General features: G+C 45.8%; 19 protein-coding genes. 12 read left to right on the top strand and 7 right to left on the bottom strand.

Annotated elements, in window-relative coordinates; genetic code table 11:
• Positions 1-20: 20 nt before the first annotated feature.
• Complete coding sequence (locus NBZ79_RS02415; protein ID WP_251935097.1) at positions 21-971, bottom strand: choline ABC transporter substrate-binding protein; 951 nt, start codon at positions 969-971, stop codon at positions 21-23.
• Between the two features lie 136 nt (positions 972-1,107).
• Positions 1,108-1,959: an MBL fold metallo-hydrolase gene (locus tag NBZ79_RS02410; RefSeq protein WP_251935095.1), complete on the bottom strand. Its 852-nt coding sequence runs from the start codon at positions 1,957-1,959 to the stop codon at positions 1,108-1,110.
• Positions 1,960-2,053: 94 nt separating this feature from the next.
• Between NBZ79_RS02410 and NBZ79_RS02405 the strand changes: the two genes are divergently transcribed.
• From NBZ79_RS02405 to NBZ79_RS02380, 6 genes are all read left to right on the top strand, one after another.
• Entirely contained in the window at positions 2,054-2,743 is a 690-nt protein-coding gene (locus NBZ79_RS02405; RefSeq protein ID WP_420854570.1) for a fumarylacetoacetate hydrolase family protein, read from the top strand.
• 100 nt (positions 2,744-2,843) lie between these two features.
• Positions 2,844-3,224, top strand: coding sequence for a hypothetical protein (locus NBZ79_RS02400; protein ID WP_251935089.1), 381 nt, complete (start codon positions 2,844-2,846; stop codon positions 3,222-3,224).
• Positions 3,225-3,557: 333 nt separating this feature from the next.
• Complete coding sequence (locus NBZ79_RS02395) at positions 3,558-4,253, top strand: hypothetical protein (protein ID WP_251935087.1); 696 nt, start codon at positions 3,558-3,560, stop codon at positions 4,251-4,253.
• A 57-nt stretch (positions 4,254-4,310) separates the two neighbouring features.
• Complete coding sequence (locus NBZ79_RS02390; RefSeq protein ID WP_251935084.1) at positions 4,311-5,000, top strand: glutathione S-transferase; 690 nt, start codon at positions 4,311-4,313, stop codon at positions 4,998-5,000.
• On the top strand, positions 4,990-5,487 hold the full coding sequence (locus tag NBZ79_RS02385; protein ID WP_251935082.1) for a DUF1643 domain-containing protein: 498 nt from the start codon (positions 4,990-4,992) through the stop codon (positions 5,485-5,487). The genes NBZ79_RS02390 and NBZ79_RS02385 overlap by 11 nt, the downstream gene beginning before the upstream one ends.
• 15 nt (positions 5,488-5,502) lie before the next feature.
• The gene (locus NBZ79_RS02380; RefSeq protein ID WP_251935080.1) at positions 5,503-6,108 is read left to right on the top strand and encodes a thymidine kinase; all 606 of its coding nucleotides are present in this window, start codon (positions 5,503-5,505) and stop codon (positions 6,106-6,108) included.
• Positions 6,109-6,145: 37 nt separating this feature from the next.
• Here the strand turns inward: NBZ79_RS02380 and NBZ79_RS02375 are convergent, their stop codons facing one another.
• The 4 genes from NBZ79_RS02375 to NBZ79_RS02360 all read right to left on the bottom strand — a co-directional run bounded on the left by NBZ79_RS02375 (position 6,146) and on the right by NBZ79_RS02360 (position 10,836).
• Positions 6,146-7,282, bottom strand: a complete 1,137-nt coding sequence (locus NBZ79_RS02375; RefSeq protein WP_251935078.1) for an acyl-CoA dehydrogenase family protein — start codon at positions 7,280-7,282, stop codon at positions 6,146-6,148.
• Positions 7,283-7,295: 13 nt separating this feature from the next.
• The gene (locus tag NBZ79_RS02370; protein ID WP_251935076.1) at positions 7,296-8,492 is read right to left on the bottom strand and encodes an acyl-CoA dehydrogenase family protein; all 1,197 of its coding nucleotides are present in this window, start codon (positions 8,490-8,492) and stop codon (positions 7,296-7,298) included.
• A 173-nt stretch (positions 8,493-8,665) separates the two neighbouring features.
• Positions 8,666-10,258, bottom strand: coding sequence for a rhodanese-like domain-containing protein (locus NBZ79_RS02365; protein WP_251935074.1), 1,593 nt, complete (start codon positions 10,256-10,258; stop codon positions 8,666-8,668).
• Entirely contained in the window at positions 10,255-10,836 is a 582-nt protein-coding gene (locus tag NBZ79_RS02360; RefSeq protein ID WP_251935072.1) for a cysteine dioxygenase family protein, read from the bottom strand. The genes NBZ79_RS02365 and NBZ79_RS02360 overlap by 4 nt, the downstream gene beginning before the upstream one ends.
• Positions 10,837-10,977: 141 nt before the next feature.
• On the opposite strand from NBZ79_RS02360, the gene NBZ79_RS02355 reads away from it, so the two are divergent.
• The gene (locus tag NBZ79_RS02355; RefSeq protein WP_251935071.1) at positions 10,978-12,438 is read left to right on the top strand and encodes a M20 family peptidase; all 1,461 of its coding nucleotides are present in this window, start codon (positions 10,978-10,980) and stop codon (positions 12,436-12,438) included.
• 6 nt (positions 12,439-12,444) lie between these two features.
• Here the strand turns inward: NBZ79_RS02355 and NBZ79_RS02350 are convergent, their stop codons facing one another.
• Complete coding sequence (locus NBZ79_RS02350; protein ID WP_251935069.1) at positions 12,445-12,690, bottom strand: ParB N-terminal domain-containing protein; 246 nt, start codon at positions 12,688-12,690, stop codon at positions 12,445-12,447.
• 132 nt (positions 12,691-12,822) lie between these two features.
• Between NBZ79_RS02350 and NBZ79_RS02345 the strand changes: the two genes are divergently transcribed.
• The 5 genes from NBZ79_RS02345 to NBZ79_RS02325 all read left to right on the top strand — a co-directional run bounded on the left by NBZ79_RS02345 (position 12,823) and on the right by NBZ79_RS02325 (position 16,949).
• Entirely contained in the window at positions 12,823-13,014 is a 192-nt protein-coding gene (locus tag NBZ79_RS02345) for a DUF1508 domain-containing protein (RefSeq protein WP_251935068.1), read from the top strand.
• Between the two features lie 108 nt (positions 13,015-13,122).
• A complete protein-coding gene (locus tag NBZ79_RS02340; protein WP_251935066.1) occupies positions 13,123-13,533 on the top strand; it encodes a PaaI family thioesterase in 411 nt (136 codons plus the stop codon).
• 5 nt (positions 13,534-13,538) lie between these two features.
• Positions 13,539-14,468 (top strand): threonine ammonia-lyase, encoded by a 930-nt coding sequence (locus NBZ79_RS02335; RefSeq protein ID WP_251935064.1) that lies wholly within the window; start codon positions 13,539-13,541, stop codon positions 14,466-14,468.
• A 148-nt stretch (positions 14,469-14,616) separates the two neighbouring features.
• Positions 14,617-16,335 carry a long-chain-fatty-acid--CoA ligase gene (locus NBZ79_RS02330; protein ID WP_251935062.1) on the top strand — a complete coding sequence of 573 codons (1,719 nt, stop codon included), beginning with the start codon at positions 14,617-14,619 and terminating at the stop codon, positions 16,333-16,335.
• Positions 16,336-16,397: 62 nt separating this feature from the next.
• Entirely contained in the window at positions 16,398-16,949 is a 552-nt protein-coding gene (locus NBZ79_RS02325; protein ID WP_251935059.1) for a 3'-5' exonuclease, read from the top strand.
• Positions 16,950-17,088: the final 139 nt, after the last annotated feature.

Here is a 17,088-nt window from a genome sequence, read left to right as displayed (position 1 = left end):
CAAGCCCGGCCGAATTACAATTACATGCCCATCGCTTTGCTAAGCGCCGCTTTGGCATCACCGCCATCAACTGTTGTTACACCGGAAATCCAAGCAGCCGGGACGTCAGGATGCTTCTTTAACCAGGCAGCAGCAGCTTTTTTAGGTTCCAAGCCATCATCTAGAATTGCGGCCATAATCTCGTTTTCCATCACCAACGTAAATTGCAAATTGGAGATCAGCTTGCCTGCATTTGGGCATTCAGTGACATATCCTTTTCGAACGTTTGTAAACACTTCAGCACCGCCAAAATTTGGTCCAAAATAGTCATCTCCGCCGGAAAGATACGTCATTGAAAAATTCGCGTTCATCGGATGGGGCTCCCAACCGAGAAAAACCACCCATTCTTTTTTGCGGTCTGCCCGCGCAACCTGCGCCAACATGCCCTGCTCGCTACTTTCGACAACTTCGAAGCCCTTCAATCCGAATGCATCTCCATCTATCATATCCTGTATGAGACGGTTACCGTCATTTCCAGGTTCGATACCGTAGATTTTTCCGTCCAACTGTTCCTTATGTTGCGCAATATCGGCAAAACTCGTAATCCCGCCATCGGCAGCGGCTTTGTTTACTGCCAGCGTATATTTGGCACCGGATAAATTCTTCCCCGTTGTTTCAACGGACCCGTCTTCCCTATAAGGCGCAATGTCCCCTTCCATCGTCGGCATCCAGTTTCCAAGAAACACATCGATGTCTCCATTTTTCAGGCTCGCATAAGTCACTGGTACGGAAAGAACTGTTGCTGTCGGCTCATATCCCAAAGCGTCCAATACCACGGATGCAGCTGCGGTTGTCGCCGTGATATCAGTCCATCCAACATCAGAAAAACGGACTTGTTTACAAGAAGCCGGGTCAGCGGCGAGAACGCTTGCATTATATCCAAATATGGATACCCCGAGAACCAATAACCCCTGTGATAGTTTTTTTAACATTTTGTATTTCCCTGTTTTAAATGATCATCTAATCGTGCGCGCCGACGTCCAAGCGAACCATTCTCTAACCGTCTGTTAGTATTGAGATGGCGACGTTTCTCTGTACCGGATAATCTAGCTTAATGTGCGCCACATTTTAAACTTCCAACCAATAATTACCACTTTCGGTCTTCTTCAAATAGCCCGCAGAAGGTGTCGCGAAATGTGTCCCGATAATGAGAGTGTTTGTATCAGCATATTTTGAATAAAAGGCTTCCCTAGTCTTCCACGACGCCTCCTGATCATAATCAGCCGTACTTGACCATTCCGGATGTGCTATTTGACACGGATGATGCGTACTGTCTCCTGTAATCACCGCTTCTTCGTTCCGGGATTTGATTTCTACACTGACATGCCCCGGCGTATGTCCGGTTGATGGAAATAATTTTACTTCTTCACAAATCTGGTGATCCATATCGACAAAATCAGCAAGACCAGCGCTAATTATCGGCATCACAGAATCTCCAATAACATCACCGAACTCTTCTTGCGACGCATCTTTCCAATACGCCCATTCTTCAGCTCCCATCAAATACCGGGCATTGGGAAATGTCGGCACCCATTCGCCATCACGGAGCATCGTATTCCATCCCACATGATCTACATGAAGATGCGTACATAGGACGGTGTCGATTGACTCTCTGGGATACCCAGCCGTCTCCAGGTCCTCTAAAAATGTCGTTTGAAGCTTATTCCATGCCGGAATTTCCCGTTCTTTATCATTGCCAAGACAGGTATCAACAATTATCCGACGCGAACCGGTATCGACTATCAGTGCGTGAATACTCATAATAAGTTTGCCTTCGTCTGTCGCAAAGTGAGGGGTCAACCATTCAATTGGCTTAACGGCATCAGGCGTTGCTTGCGGCAAAATAAAGCGCGTTCCGCCAGTCGCTTGTATTTCAACTACGCGAGTTACTTTTACGTCCCCAATTTTCCAGACATTCATTTGTTCACCACCGATTTTTATTATAGTTTGATGCCACTCAGTATAACGCCGTCCTAATGCCATACAAGTCACGTAACACTTGGAGAAAAAAGTAATTATGGAATATGTTTTTGAACCCTCTCAGATCCCAACTGTTGCTGTAAAGGGAACCTCCAAACGTTTCCCGGTTCGCCGGATCTTTTGTGTTGGCCGCAACTATGCAGAACATACACGTGAAATGGGCGGAGATCCTGATCGGGAACCGCCTTTCTTTTTTACAAAACCAGCAGATGCCGTGGTTGATAGCGGGGCGAAAATACCATTTCCGCAAGCCACGAACAGCCTTCACCATGAAATGGAGCTTGTCGTTGCTATCAGCAAGGGCGGAGTCAACATTGCCCAGGAAACGGCTTCGGATCATATATTTGGATATGGCGCAGGAATTGATTTGACCAGGCGCGATCTTCAGCAGATTGCCAAGGACAAAAGACGCCCTTGGGACAGCGGCAAAGCGTTTGATCAATCCGCTCCTTGCGCAGCTCTCACAATTGCGACTGAGGTATCTGACATTACAAACTCTAAAATTTGGCTTACCGTCAATGGAGAAACACGACAGTCTGCCACGATTGCGGATTTGATCTGGTCTATCGAAGAAGTCATCGCGTTTTTATCTGCAGAGTTTGCATTAAAACCAGGTGATCTAATCTACACTGGCACGCCAGCTGGTGTCGGAGCCATCCAATCAGGTGACAAAATCGAAGGCTGCATTGAGGGACTTACGCCAATTGCGATCACATTAAAATGATTAAACGCATCAATTGATATTAAATTTCACTGTTCTATTTCAAAATCAAAGACCACGACTAAGCAATAAGAAAACATATTTTTCTTTATAGTAAAAAGATATGAAAGATACCCAAATGACACAAAATATTTCTAAATTCCTCGGGTTTTTAGTGTGTATCCCTTTCCTTTCTGGCTGTGCGGATTCTGATTACTTACCGGGCGGTATCGCTGCCTATGACGCAGAAGACTGCGCACCTGTGGTCGAACAGGAAATTGACAGATTGTCCATTGATCGCTCAAATATAACGAAAATAGAGTATATCAAATCCTATATTTCCATGGGGGAAATTGGTGAGCTATATGATTATGAAGGTTGGTTGAGCTTCAAAAACTGCAAGGGTAATTACGTGGTTAAAATGAACAGAAGTTGTCAAATTCAAGCCATTTACCCTAGGAACGAATGTCAGCTCGATAAAATAGTAAAAAACAGTTCGTCATAATTAAAATCAGTAAAATGTCATTTTCCAATGCCATTTTACTGATTCGTATTAACCATATCCATATGAAAACACCGCACATCTTCGGGTCATATTTTCATAAAAATGAGAGAAATTTCGTATATTCAAAAAGAATTATAGTTAACTTTATCCTCTCGTCGCGTACCATCTAAAAAATTAGATAAAATATTATGTAAATTAACCATAAATTCTGTTTTTTGAGTAGTTTCGGACCAAATTCCAACATAAACTAAGAGCAAATCTCGATGTCTTGCGTTTTTTCGATGTTGATTTCGCAGACAAATTTTCGACTATGGATCGGTAATTGCGCTTCAAATGAGTTTCGCTCGGCATAACCCTGGAAGATCGCTTTATGGCCATACTGATATCAGTTCAGTACGGGAACGGGAGTTATTGGCCGAAAATAATCTGCTTCGTGATAAGAACAGGCGCTTAAGCGATGCGATTTTAACCTTGGTGGATCACATTGAGACAAAGTTACCGTCCCTAGAGGCTCCGAAAAGTGTGGCGGATGAAAAGCCGAACAAAACGGAACGTACATTCAAAGATCAAAGGCCATTTCAAGAAGAGCCAAAATATAAAAAACATAAGCCGAAAAAAGTAGAAATACTTGAAACATTTCAGGAACCAATTGAATTTGCAGAGCCTGCACCCGAAATGCAATTTTCCAAGAGAAAAAAATGCTCTTCGAAAGCAGAAGCATCGAAGCCGTCTGATTATAAGGTATCGCCTGACCTGGCTCCGGAAGAAATCGATCTATTGAAGTCACCTACGCAAGAACGTTTTCGCGGATCAAAATTAAAACGTGAAACCGTCGATGTTGTTGATTTGGAACCGGGACGGGACGAGGCAACAGAGCATTCTGATTTTTATAAAGCCGGTAGTGTTTATTCTTCAGATGTACCAAATTTCGACTTCTCGGATGACGAGCCGGTCATTGACATTGAATTTAAGCGCAAGGAAACGTTACGGGCCGCGATGAGAAGGCGCGTAAACAGACTTCGCTGGTAATCATGCCTATTTTTCTTTATGAATAAGGCAGAATTATCGAATGTCAGATCAAGCCCTATGACCGAACCAAGCCTCCAAAACCAGATAACGACTTTACCTGTTTTATATAGCTTTCGTCGTTGCCCCTATGCAATTCGAAGCCGCATGACGCTGGTATATTCTGGCATCACGGTAGAACTTCGCGACATTCTCTTGAAAGATAAACCCGAAGACATGATCGCGGCCAGCCCGAAAGCAACGGTGCCTGTATTGAAGGTTTCAGATGGAACTGTGCTGGACGAGAGTTTCGACATTATGCTTTGGGCGCTTGATCAGAATGACCCTGATTGCTGGCTGCCCAACGAAGAAAAACAACGCCAGGCTATATTTGACCTCGTGACTGAAAATGACGGTCCTTTTAAAGATAATTTGGACCGGTATAAATATTTTGTCCGGCATCCCGACAATCCACGAGAAACCTATCGGTCCCAAGGCGAGGAATTTTTAAGAAAACTTGAAGATTTACTCTCCCGGCACAGATTTTTAACATCAGATAAAATGACCTTTGCCGATACAGCTATTTTCCCCTTTATCCGCCAGTTTGCCAACTCGGACAAGGATTGGTTTGATCAGTCGCCCTATCCCAAGCTTAAAAAATGGCTTGGCGATCAATTGAATACCGATGCCTTCAAATATGTGATGAAAAAACGGGAAATCTGGACAGAGGGAACCCTCGGTCTAACTTTTCCGGAAAACCATGGACGCTAGTTATTTTGCTCAATCCGGCGCCGAGTTTAGCGACTGCGAAACTTATCGCTATTGCCTTTGGCGACGATGGGGCAATGGTGCAAAAGTAACGTTCGTAATGCTAAATCCCTCTACAGCAGATGCAACCAGCAACGATCCAACGATTGAGCGCTGCCACCGGCGAGCCGTCGATATGGGGTTTGACGCCTTAGATGTCGTAAACATATTTGCTTATCGGGCAACCAATCCAAAAGACTTGAAAAAGTCCAAAAAACCTGTCGGCCCACTAAATGACATGAGATTGTTAAAAAGTGCGCAGGATGCTGATATGACCATATGCGCCTGGGGCGGGCATGGAAATCATAACCAGCGACATGATGAAATTGTTAGCCTTTTACGACAGCATGCTATTCCTCTATATGTCTTATCTCTAACGGCCAATGGGCTACCAGGCCATCCCCTTTATCTCCCCTACTCAAAGCAACCCTTCTTATGGTCAACCGGATGATACAGAAACCGACAAATGGCTAAACTTTATTTCAATTACTCAACTATGAATGCAGGAAAATCGACAACATTGCTGCAATCAAGTTTTAATTATCAAGAACGTGGAATGCACCCGCTCTTGTTTACAGCTGCGTTAGATGACAGATTTGGGAAGGGCAAAATTGCTTCTCGCATTGGTCTGGAGGCCGAAGCCTTACTTTTTGGCGATGATACTGATGTTCTAGAAATTGTTAGGAAAGAGCTGGAAAACCGATCTATCGATTGCGTCATGGTGGATGAAGCCCAGTTTCTGTCCCGTGATCAGGTGTATCAGCTTTCAGAGATTACGGACATGCTCCATATTCCCGTTCTTGCATATGGTCTTCGCACTGATTTTCAAGGAAATTTGTTCGAAGGAAGCAAGTATTTACTAGCTTGGGCTGACGAACTTCGAGAGCTGAAAACCATCTGCCACTGTGGGAAAAAGGCCACCATGGTTATCCGGGTTGACGATGCCGGAAATCCGGTTAGAGCTGGAGCACAAAAAGAAATTGGTGGAAATGATCGGTATGTCGCTTTATGCCGACTTCACTTCAAGGAGGCAACTTACGGATCTACATCCCTTAATAAAGGGAAAGGGTAAATCCCTTTCCCTCCAGTTAACCTGCCGAAGCTGACCGTTAGGCAGACAGCGCGGCAAACCGTTTAAAATGATAATCTGTGTTGCCAAACAGCATTTCAATGGTGGTCAATCGCTTGAAATAATGACCAATAGAATACTCATCTGTCATACCCATCCCGCCATGCAATTGAATGGATTGTTCTCCGACAAATTTCGCTGCCTGGCCGACTTGAGCCTTTACCGCAGAAACTGCCTTGCTCCGCTCGGCTGCGTCCTCAAGTTCTAGTTTCATTGCAACCATATCGGACATGGATTTAGATTGTTCAGCTTCCATAAACATATCCACCATACGATGCTGGAGGACCTGGAATTTACCGATGGGAATGCCGAATTGCTTACGCTGTTTCATATATTCGTTGGTAATGTCATTGGCCGTCTCCATCGCGCCAACAGCTTCCGCACACAGCGCTCCAATCGTGCGTTCAACAATTTTTTCAATAACAGGAAGAGCGGCACCTTCTTGGCCCAAAAGTGCAGATGCATCGACGGCAACATTCTCAAAGACGATATCAGCGGCGCGCTGCCCATCAATAGTCGCATAGTCACGCCTGCTCAAACCTTGTGCATTATTGTCAACGATGAACAGGGATATGCCGTCCTTATCTTTTGATGCACCGCTTGTCCGGGCGGAGACAATGATCTTATCCGCCGTAGTCCCATGATACACGACGGCTTTATGACCGTTCAGGATATAGCCGTCCCCTGATTTACTGGCCGATGTTTCAACATCGTTCAGATTAAATCGGGATTGTTTTTCAGCATATGCAAAAGCCAGCATCAAATTACCTTCGATTACCTCAGGTATAATATTTTCTATTTGCTCGGCACTGCCGCCTTCTGCGACCAATCCACCCCCCAAAATGACGGTGCTTAGAAATGGCTCCAGTACGAGACCGCGTCCCATACTTTCCATCATAATCATGGTTTCAACAGCGGTCCCGCCAAATCCACCGACTTCTTCCGAGAACGGCAATCCCAGCCATCCGAGTTCAGCCATTGTCTTCCAATGGTCACGGCTAAATCCCAGTTCGGTTTCTGTCAATTTTGCCCGCGCTTCAGGTGAGTAATTGTCCTTTACGAACCGCTCAACGCTGTCTTTCAGCAAATTTTGCTCATCCGAGAGTTCAAAATCCATTTTCTTTTATTCCTTATAATCCTAGAACCATCTTGGAGACGATATTTCGTTGAATTTCATTGCTGCCGCCATAGATTGTTGCGGCACGCAAGTATAGATGTTCTGCCATTGGCCCATTGGCGTAATCAGGCCCAACCGGTGTTTCATTTCGACCTTCATAGGCGCGCTCAGGTTCATATGGGGCTCCATACATCCCTAAAGATTCAACAAGCAATGATGTCAGCCGCTGCTGTATCTCCGTCCCCTTAATTTTCAACAGAGAGGGCTCGGCAGAGAGCTTCTTACCATTGCTAAGCATTGATAAATAGCGGAGCTCCGTATATTCAAGCGCCATAAGATCAACTTCCAGTCTCGCAAGTTTTCTCACGAAATCGGGATCCTCCAGGAGGTAACCCTCTTCGCATTTCTCTGCCCCGGCAATTTCACGCACCCGGGCGATTTGCCGCTTCGATCTGGCAACTCGTGCGATACCCGTTCTTTCGTTCCCCAGCAAAAACTTCGCGTAGGTCCAACCTTTGTTTTCTTCTCCGATACGGTTTTCAATGGGAACACGGACATCTTCAAAGAAGACTTCGTTAAGGCTGTTTTCCTTATCAAGACCGTAAATCGGTTTGACGGTTATGCCCGGCGTTTTCATATCTATCAGAAGAAAGGAGATTCCTTCCTGTGCCTTCACCGAACTGTCGGTTCTGACCAAACAAAATATCATATCTGCATGCTGTGCATATGACGTCCAGATTTTCTGACCATTAACGACATAATGATCCCCGTCACGAACCGCCTTGGTTTGCAATGAGGCAAGATCCGATCCGGATCCCGGCTCAGAATATCCCTGACACCACCAGTCCTCTGAATTCAAAATTCTTGGAAGATATTTGTCCTTTTGCTCCTGATTTCCGAAAGTATAGATAACCGGCCCAACCATGCTTACACCAAATGCCATTGGTTGCGGCGCCGCTACGGACCCCATTTCGTGAGCCACTATATATTTTTGCGTAATCGTCCAATCGGTACCGCCATATTCAACGGGCCAATTAGGCGCCATCCAGCCTTTTTCGTTTAGTATTTTTTGCCATCTAACCTGGCCTTCCTTTGTCGGATGCAAGCCGCGGTCAGCACGTTCCTTCACATCCTGCGGCAAAGAAGTTGCCAAAAATTCGCGTACCTCCTGTTGGAAGGCTACATCATCTTCATTGAATGAAAGATCCATCGGGGTTTTCTCCATTATTTATATGGGTTTCTTGTGTGCCCATTTAATCCATATGCTAGGCCGGGTTTTTGCCCAATGCAAGTACCTGTTTCAAATTGTAAATTCAACTGGATCTTTGCAGGGATTCCGTTGCGTCAATCAAGCCAATTATTACCATAAGAAGACCGTATCTTCTAATATTGACGGAATCGCACCAAACCATCACGCTCTACTTGCTCAAGTAATCCAACCTCCCAAGTCAGATAATCCTGCATGCGCCGCCGAATTTCTTCTGGATTGCCCGTATCGTAGGGTTTATACCAAACATCATCAACTTTGCTAAGCAGGCTTGTATCACCACTTTCAAGTTTTTGTCCGGAACTTTCCCATGCAGTTGTCCCTCCCTCCAAGACTCTGATGATTGCATCTGGACGAAGTCGTGCAATTTCAGGCGCGGCTAAATGAGCCAGCAGACTGTCTTCAGATGTCAATATGATCAGCCCCACCGGAGGAATAAATATGTGATCCGTTGAAAGTCTAGACCGAATTGCCCAATAAGCTCCGGGGATATGACCTTTCCGATAAGCAAGAGAGCTCGCCAAATCAATAACTGCAACAGCCTCCCGGGACGTCAGTACGGCATCCAGTTCAAGAACTGAAATATGCGGCTGCAAGGGGATTGACGGCATGGAATGGTATCCCTGCTCGCACTCCACGTCCAAAACACCTTGCAACACATAAACATCCTGCCAATCCATTTGCGTAAGCCAGGACGCCGTCATAACAGCCCGAGTTGCGTCATCATCCACAACCACAATCTTGGCATTTCGAACCGCCACATATTCATCAGTGGCTTGAACAAGCTGGCCACCAGGCGCATGGTAGGATCCCGGCAAATGTCCTTCCAAAAATTCTTCTTCCGTTCGAACATCTAGAACATAGAGTGTTCTTTCATCGTCATTTTGCCATGATTTTACGGTTTCCAGATTAGTAAATTTTACATCGAAGCGATCCGCCACAGCTAGGGCCGCTTTTTGGCTGCGAACAGCCGCCGATGAGCCAGGTGCGGGCGCAACCGCATCTTCCCGATGGGCAAGTTCAAGATTTGCCAGATACCAGCCCATTGTTCCGTCTTTAAGCGCGCAAATCGGATTTGACAATCCGGCGTTGATCAATGATTGAGCCCCGATAATACTTCGGGTACGCCCTGCACAATTAACAACGATTTGCGTCTCGTCATCCTCAACAGTTTCAAACACGCGGTGAACCAGTTCAGCGCCCGGCATATCGATACCGCCGGGAATGGACATTCGATGATATTCAGGAAAGGGCCGGCTATCAAGAACTGCTATTTTTTCTCCATTTTCTTGCCGTTTCGCCAAATTCTCCGCAGTTATGTGGGGTGTCTCATAGGCTTCCTCAACAAATTCGCCAAAAGCCTTGCTCGGTACATTCACACCAGAAAACAACTCCAGCCCAGCCTCGCGCCAGGCAAGGGTTCCACCCTCAACAATCGCAATATTGGTATAGCTACGTTCTATCAATAACTCCGCAGCACGTACCGCCAATTCCATTTCCGGCCCCTGATCAAGAAGATATATCGGAACAGATTTGCGGGGCAGCAACCTGTCGACATCCAGCTCAAACCTGCTGAGCGGCAAAGGGATCGCAAAAAACGGATGCCCTTCGGAATGCACGCCTTGTTCACGAACATCTATAAGCGCGTATTCCTCCTTCGATTTCATCACCTGACGTAGATCTATGGGTGATATGTGCATATAACTCATTTACGGGCCTCACGAATATCCGTATGGGCAGGAAATACTTCCCAAATTTCCTTTTTCTTATTCCAGAAATTTCGGCTATCCAATTGCTCTAGGCCACGGCCATACATATGGAAATTGAGAACTGGTGTGCCTGCCTCAATATGAATTGTATGAACGTCATCGGGCATCAAGGCAACCCCTGTTCCTTCTTCTACCATTTGCGCCCCAACTTGCTCGACACCTCTCTCAAGTCGCTTATAAAAACGATTTTCCTCCTGGCCATGAACGCCAACAATGACAGCCCAAGTCGTATGATCATGCGGAGGGGCGTTTACAAGGCCATCAGCTGAATTCAGATACAAAGCGAATCCATGATCATCGTCTTCCGATAATCTGTATAGGCAACTACGGCGCTTAAGTGACTTTTCTGGTGGCGGAAAATCCTGAAATGAGAAGAAATCTCTTTTTGCGGCCAATGCAAGCAATTCAGCTTTAATTTCCGCCAGGAGTTCCGCGGAAATTGTTTTCCCGCTGGTCAGTCGCCGAATATTGTCTACAGTCCGGGCAACGGCTTTGTTTCGTTCTGATTTATCTGCCATTTGTTGTCCTTTTTCTTACTATTGTAGTTAGATGGCGGCTCTGCGCAATAAAAGAAAATGAATGCCTGCTTGACCTCCCCACTTTGAGGGTTCTATTTTTTACACAAGTTGGAAATGAATGAATTCAGGGCGGCATTATAGATGATAAAAAGAATTCTCCTTGGGCTGATCGCAGTTATCATTGTGATCATCGGAATTGTCGCGTTTAACACTGTGACAAACAATGCAGAAATGACTGCTGAAGACCCTGTTTCCCTGTCACCAATAGATACTGCCGCTGCGGCACATAGACTATCTTCCGCCATAAAATTGAAAACGATTTCAACGTCGATATCCGACCCTCCCGCTGCAGATGAATTTGCCGCACTTCACGCCTTAATAAATCAATTTTTCCCTCTCGTAGCGGCTAATCTCAAACGTGAAGTCGTTGGTGACCATAGCCTCCTGTATACCTGGCAAGGCAGCGATCAAAGTTTGCTACCAGCCATGCTCCTTGCCCATATGGATGTCGTTCCTGTTGAGCCCGGCACGGAGGATGATTGGACTTATGAAGCATTTTCAGGTGCTATTGAAGAAAATGCAATCTGGGGGCGCGGGGCATTGGATGACAAATTTTCAGTGTTTGCAATTCTAGAGGCGGCAGAATTGCAGCTGGCGGCTGGCTTTAGCCCAAAACGCACATTGTATTTTGCTTTTGGCCATGATGAGGAACTGGGCGGCGGTAGGGGTGCAGCCAAAATTTCGGCGCTGCTTGAAAGTCGCGGCATCCAACTAGCCTTTACGCTGGACGAAGGTATGGTGATTGTCGACGGAATTATGCCCGGAGTTGAAGAACCAATTGCCTTTATCGCCTTAGCTGAAAAGGGATATTTAACCTTAAAATTAACGGCTAACGCAGAAGGCGGCCATTCCTCCTTGCCCCCAAGAAAAACGGCAATTGGTAAAATTGCCCGAGCAGTCAACCGCCTAGAGGAAAACAGATTTCCTGCGGCTCTTCAGAGCCCGGCATCTGATATGTTCGACACTCTTGCCCCTCATATGGCCCTACCTCTCAAGTCAATCATCTCAAATCGGTGGTTGCTGGATCCAATTCTCATCAGTGAACTGGGAAAAGGCGGTGCGACAAATGCCATGGTTCGGACAACAACAGCCGTTACAATCGTGGAAGGCGGAACGAAAGATAATGTTTTACCTACAGAAGCGATCGCTATCGTAAATTTCCGGCTTTTGCCCGGGACTACAATTGACGATGTCGTTCAGCATGTAAAATCGGTAATTGATGACCCCGATATTTCCATCGACATAAAACAAGGTAACGAACCTTCACCAATTTCCGACCCCTCTGCGGTAGGGTACAAGCTTATTGAGAAAACAATACAACAGGTTTTCCCGGACGTCTTGATATCACCGGGACTAATGCTTGCCGGCTCCGACAGCAAAAATTACGTAAATATTGCAGATAACAGCTATCGTTTTATTCCCCTTAGATTTGGAAAAGAGGATCTATCCCGCATCCATGGCACGAATGAGAGAATACTGATTGATAATTACGGTGAGGTCATTCAATTCTATCGGCAACTGATGACGAATGTAGGAGGGTAAAAAAGATCAGTGTTTTCGCGCTTGTACAATAATTGCGTTAATTTTGGAATCTCCCAGGGCCTTTAATGCTTCAATCCGGTGTAATCCCTCAATCAACACATACCGATCCTGACCGGTTCGAACCTGGATCGGCGTTTTTTGACCATTTTCCAAAATATCTTCCGCCAATTCATCCACACGCGAAGATTTAAGGTTTTTGCGTGTTTTGACCGGGGCATAAATTTTCTCAATATCGATGCTAATTACTTTCATAACGTCTTTCAGCCAAATACCATATTTCAGCGCTAATTAAATCTCGGTCACCTGAAACTTTTCTCTTCTCGATATAATCACAAAATCACAATACGCACGTCTTACCAACATATTTTATATATGGAGGCAAAGATGACAGAAAAAGGTACTAACGATAAGTGGGAATTCTATGAAGATCACAATCAGAAGCATTACAAATGGCGCTGGCGGCGAACCGCAAGCAACGGGCGGATCGTTGGCGCTTCGACACAGGGATATGCAGATAAGCACGAATGTATTGAAAATGCCGAACGGAATGGATTTGTACAGGAAGACCCTACTTGATTCGTTTGGAATTAGATAAGTCAGCTGAGCCATTTGAATTGTTCGCCACCCACTTGCACTGTTTTTAAGACATGTCATACTGAGTAATTATTACACATTGGACTTAGTATGACGCTTACTTCTATACCTGATGGTTACCGCCCGTTCGTGACCGAAGGTACTTTCACCGGGAAAATTGGTCCTCTTTATTTCAAGCGCGACGGCGACAACTATTCTTATGGCTTTCTAGCAGATGACAGCCACGCGAATTACCACGGCGTTATTCATGGCGGAATGCTCATGAGCTTTCTCGACGAAGCTTTAGGGCAAATTGTTTGGCGACTTGTCGGAAAAAAACGGTGCGCAACAATAAGCCTAAATTGTGATTTTGTAGCTGCGTCAAAGCCTGGCGACTGGATTGAGTTGAAAGCGGATTTGAGCCGAAAAGGACAGGCGGTTGTATTTATCAGAGGCGAGTTGTTAGTTGATGATACACGAATAATGACCGCCGACGGTATATGGAAAATAATAGGGGCATAATTGAAATGACGCCATTGCCGCTCTCTGTCTTTAAGACCGCTCAGCAGAATCTTACAGGTCGAATTCGTCGAACACCACAAATGGACATTGTTCTTGATTCCGGCCAAACCGTTACGGCCAAGCTTGAAAATCTTCAAATCTCCGGATCTTTTAAAATTCGTGGCGCGCTTAATACTGTCTTATCCTTGCAGCCTGAAGCATTGGCAAAAGGTTTGGTAACAGCATCTGGCGGCAACCATGGATTGGGTGTTGCAACAGCTGGGTCAATGACGGGGGCGTCGACCACCATCTATTTGCCCCGCAATACACCTGCTTCAAAAATTGCGAAACTCGAGAAAATTGCGACCAAAGTTATCGTTGTCGGTGATGTTTGGGACGATGCAAATAATCTCGCACTTGAAGACGCCCGAAAGACTGGTAAAACCTATGTGCATCCCTTTGCAGATGAAAGTGTTATTGCCGGTCAGGGCACTCTGGGCTTAGAGATCCTGCATGACAATCCCGAAATTGATGTCCTGTTAGTCGCAATTGGCGGTGGCGGACTAATTTCCGGTATTGCTTCAGCTGCAAAGCTGATCAAGCCCAATATAAAAGTTATTGGTGTTGAAGCTGTAGGGGCCCCAACCCTAAAAAATAGCCTCGACGCCGGCAAGCTCGTCGCATTGGATAAAATTGAAACGAAAGCCAATACACTTGCCCCTCGGCAGTCCGCTCAAATAAATTTTGACATAATCTCTGAATATGTAGACCAGATTGCCCTTGTTACGGATGAAGACATGCAGGCTTCAGCTGAATGGCTTTGGCAAAATTGCGGCTTGGGTCTGGAGCTGTCCGCAGCAGCAACAATTGCCGCCCTGCGGGCCGGGGTCTTCTCACCACGTGAAAATGAGAAAGTTTGCGCGATAATCTGTGGTAGCGGGCCTGACGGATACTGACCTTGTGGCGGCGACCCTTCATTGACGCAGCGGAATCCTTGAATTGAAGACTTTCGATTGGAGACAATACGGTTTCCGTTGACCCTTACAGCATTTGCAACGTAATCTTTCAATAAACTGGGAAAAAACAATCGCCAAAGGGAGAATCATGTCTGACTTTTTGTGGGAGAAATCTTACCCGCCTGGGGTAAAATGGGAAATCGATATCGCAGAAAAGCCGGTCTACGCGCTTTTAGATGAAGCCGTTAAAAAATGGCCAGATAATTATGCCATTGATTTTATGGACAAGCGAATTCGCTATGCAGAATTGGATGACATGATTAACCGGGCCGCTAAGGGATTTGTTGAACTTGGTGTTAAAAAGGGTGTCCATGTCGGTTTGTATTTGCCAAACACGCCTCATTACGTTGTCTGTTTTTTCGGAATCTTGAAGGCTGGTGGAACAGTCGTTAATTATTCACCGTTGGATGCGGAACGAGAGTTACGTCATAAAATCGAAGATAGTCATACCGACTTTATTGTCACTCTCGATCTTGAAGTACTTTATCCGAATATCGGCAAGATGCTCGAAAGCACACGCCTGAAGAAAGTCATTGTCGGTTGCTTGAAAGAAGTATTGCCGTTCCCAAAAAACCTGCTCTATCCGTTGGTAAAAAGCAAGGATATCGCCAAAATACCCAACGATGACCAGCATGTAACCTTTAAGCAATTGCTTGCCAACGACGGCCGGATCGATGTTGTTCCAGTGCCTGATCCTGCAGATACCATTGCGGTTTTGCAATATACAGGTGGCACGACGGGTTTGCCGAAAGGCGCCATGCTAACACATAAGAACCTCATCGCTGCATGTCAGCAGCTCAGAGCCATGCAGGAAAGCGATGACCCGATATTGACCGATGGCACGGAAAAAGTGTTAGCCGTTTTACCTCTATTCCATATCTATGCTCTTACTGTGATAATGAACTATGGCATCGCGGGAGGGGCGGAAATTATCCTTCATCCTAAATTCGATCTTGATGAAGTAATGAAGGATTTAAACAAGAAGAAGCCCACTATTTTTCCGGGCGTCCCTACCATGTATATGGCGATCGCCAACCATCCCGATATTGCCAACTATGACTTATCCTCCCTGAAGTTCTGTGCATCTGGCGGCGCGCCGCTCCCTGTAGAAGTTCAGGAGCAATTTCAGCGCGTAACCGGTTGTTTATTGTTGGAAGGATGGGGAATGACAGAAACTTCTCCGTCCGGCACCTCAACTCCGTTAACCGACAAAAGGGTACCTGGCGCCGCCGGCGTACCAGTCCCGGGTGTGGAAATTACTATTTTCGATGTCGACGATAAATCGAAAATCATGCCGACGGGTGAAATTGGCGAGATTGCCATAAAGGGCCCAAATGTCATGAAGGGCTATTGGAACAAGCCGGAGGCAACAGAAGAAAGTTTTATCGGCGACTTCTTCCTGACCGGCGATACCGGGTATCTCGATGAAGATGGCTATATGCATATCGTTGATCGCACCAAGGACATGATTACCTCCGGCGGATTTAACGTATATCCTCGAATTATTGAAGAAGCTGTGTTTGAACACCCCTTCGTTGAAGAAGTAACCGTTGTCGGCATCCCCGATGATTATCGCGGGGAAGCTGCGAAAGCCTTCATCAAGCTCACACCTGAAGGTAAGGAATTCGATCTGGATGAGCTCCGCGAGTTTTTAGCAGACAAACTTGGTAAGCACGAGCTTCCTGCTGCCGTTGAATTCCGTCCTGAGCTACCGAAAACACTCGTAGGAAAACTATCGAAAAAGGAATTGGTGGAAGAAGAAAAACTAAAATATGAAGAACGCAAGAAAGCCGAAGCCTCTTCATAAAACCAATACCTACTTTTGGAAAGCATCGCCTTATTCACGATGCTTTCCTCTAGGATATCTTCATGAGTTCTTTTCTTGCCATCGATTTTGAGACAGCGAACTATAACGCAGACAGTGCCTGTGCCATTGGTCTTGTTCGTGTGGAAAATGGAAAAATCAGGCAAGAAGAAGTTCATCTAATTAGGCCCCCCTCCCCGGAGTTCTATTTTACTCATATCCATGGTCTAACCTGGAACAGTGTAAAAGATTCCTGCGATTTCGGAGAGCTCTGGCCGAAAATTGCCCCTCTGTTTGAGAACCTTGATTTTCTAGCCGCCCATAATTCAAGCTTTGATTCAAAAGTGTTGAATAGCTGCTGCAAGACTTTCGACGTCTCTGTACCACCCCCTGAATTTACCTGCACCGTTCAGCTTGCACGGAAAATGTGGGAAGTCCGGCCGACGAAGCTCCCAAATGTTGCTCATTTTCTCGGCCTGGATCTGAATCATCATGACGCCTTATCCGATAGCCGCGCTTGCGCAAATATTGTCATCGCCGCCGAACGCGATGGCTGGGACTTTTATACCGGCTTCGAAAATGTAGGTGAACGTTACATCGCAATCGATCAACAATAGACTATATCACGCGGCCTCATAGAAGTTTTTGCGAATCATTCCTAATAACTATTGACGCCAGTCCGGCTTCTTGTTTTAATAATGATTATCATTTGCATAATGGAGCTAATCATTGATCCGAATAAGATTTCTTACACCG

Source organism: Sneathiella marina (genome assembly GCF_023746535.1).
Taxonomy (GTDB): Bacteria; Pseudomonadota; Alphaproteobacteria; order Sneathiellales; family Sneathiellaceae; genus Sneathiella; species Sneathiella marina.
Note: the sequence above shows the minus strand (reverse complement) of the source record. Positions and strands in the feature narration are given on the sequence as shown.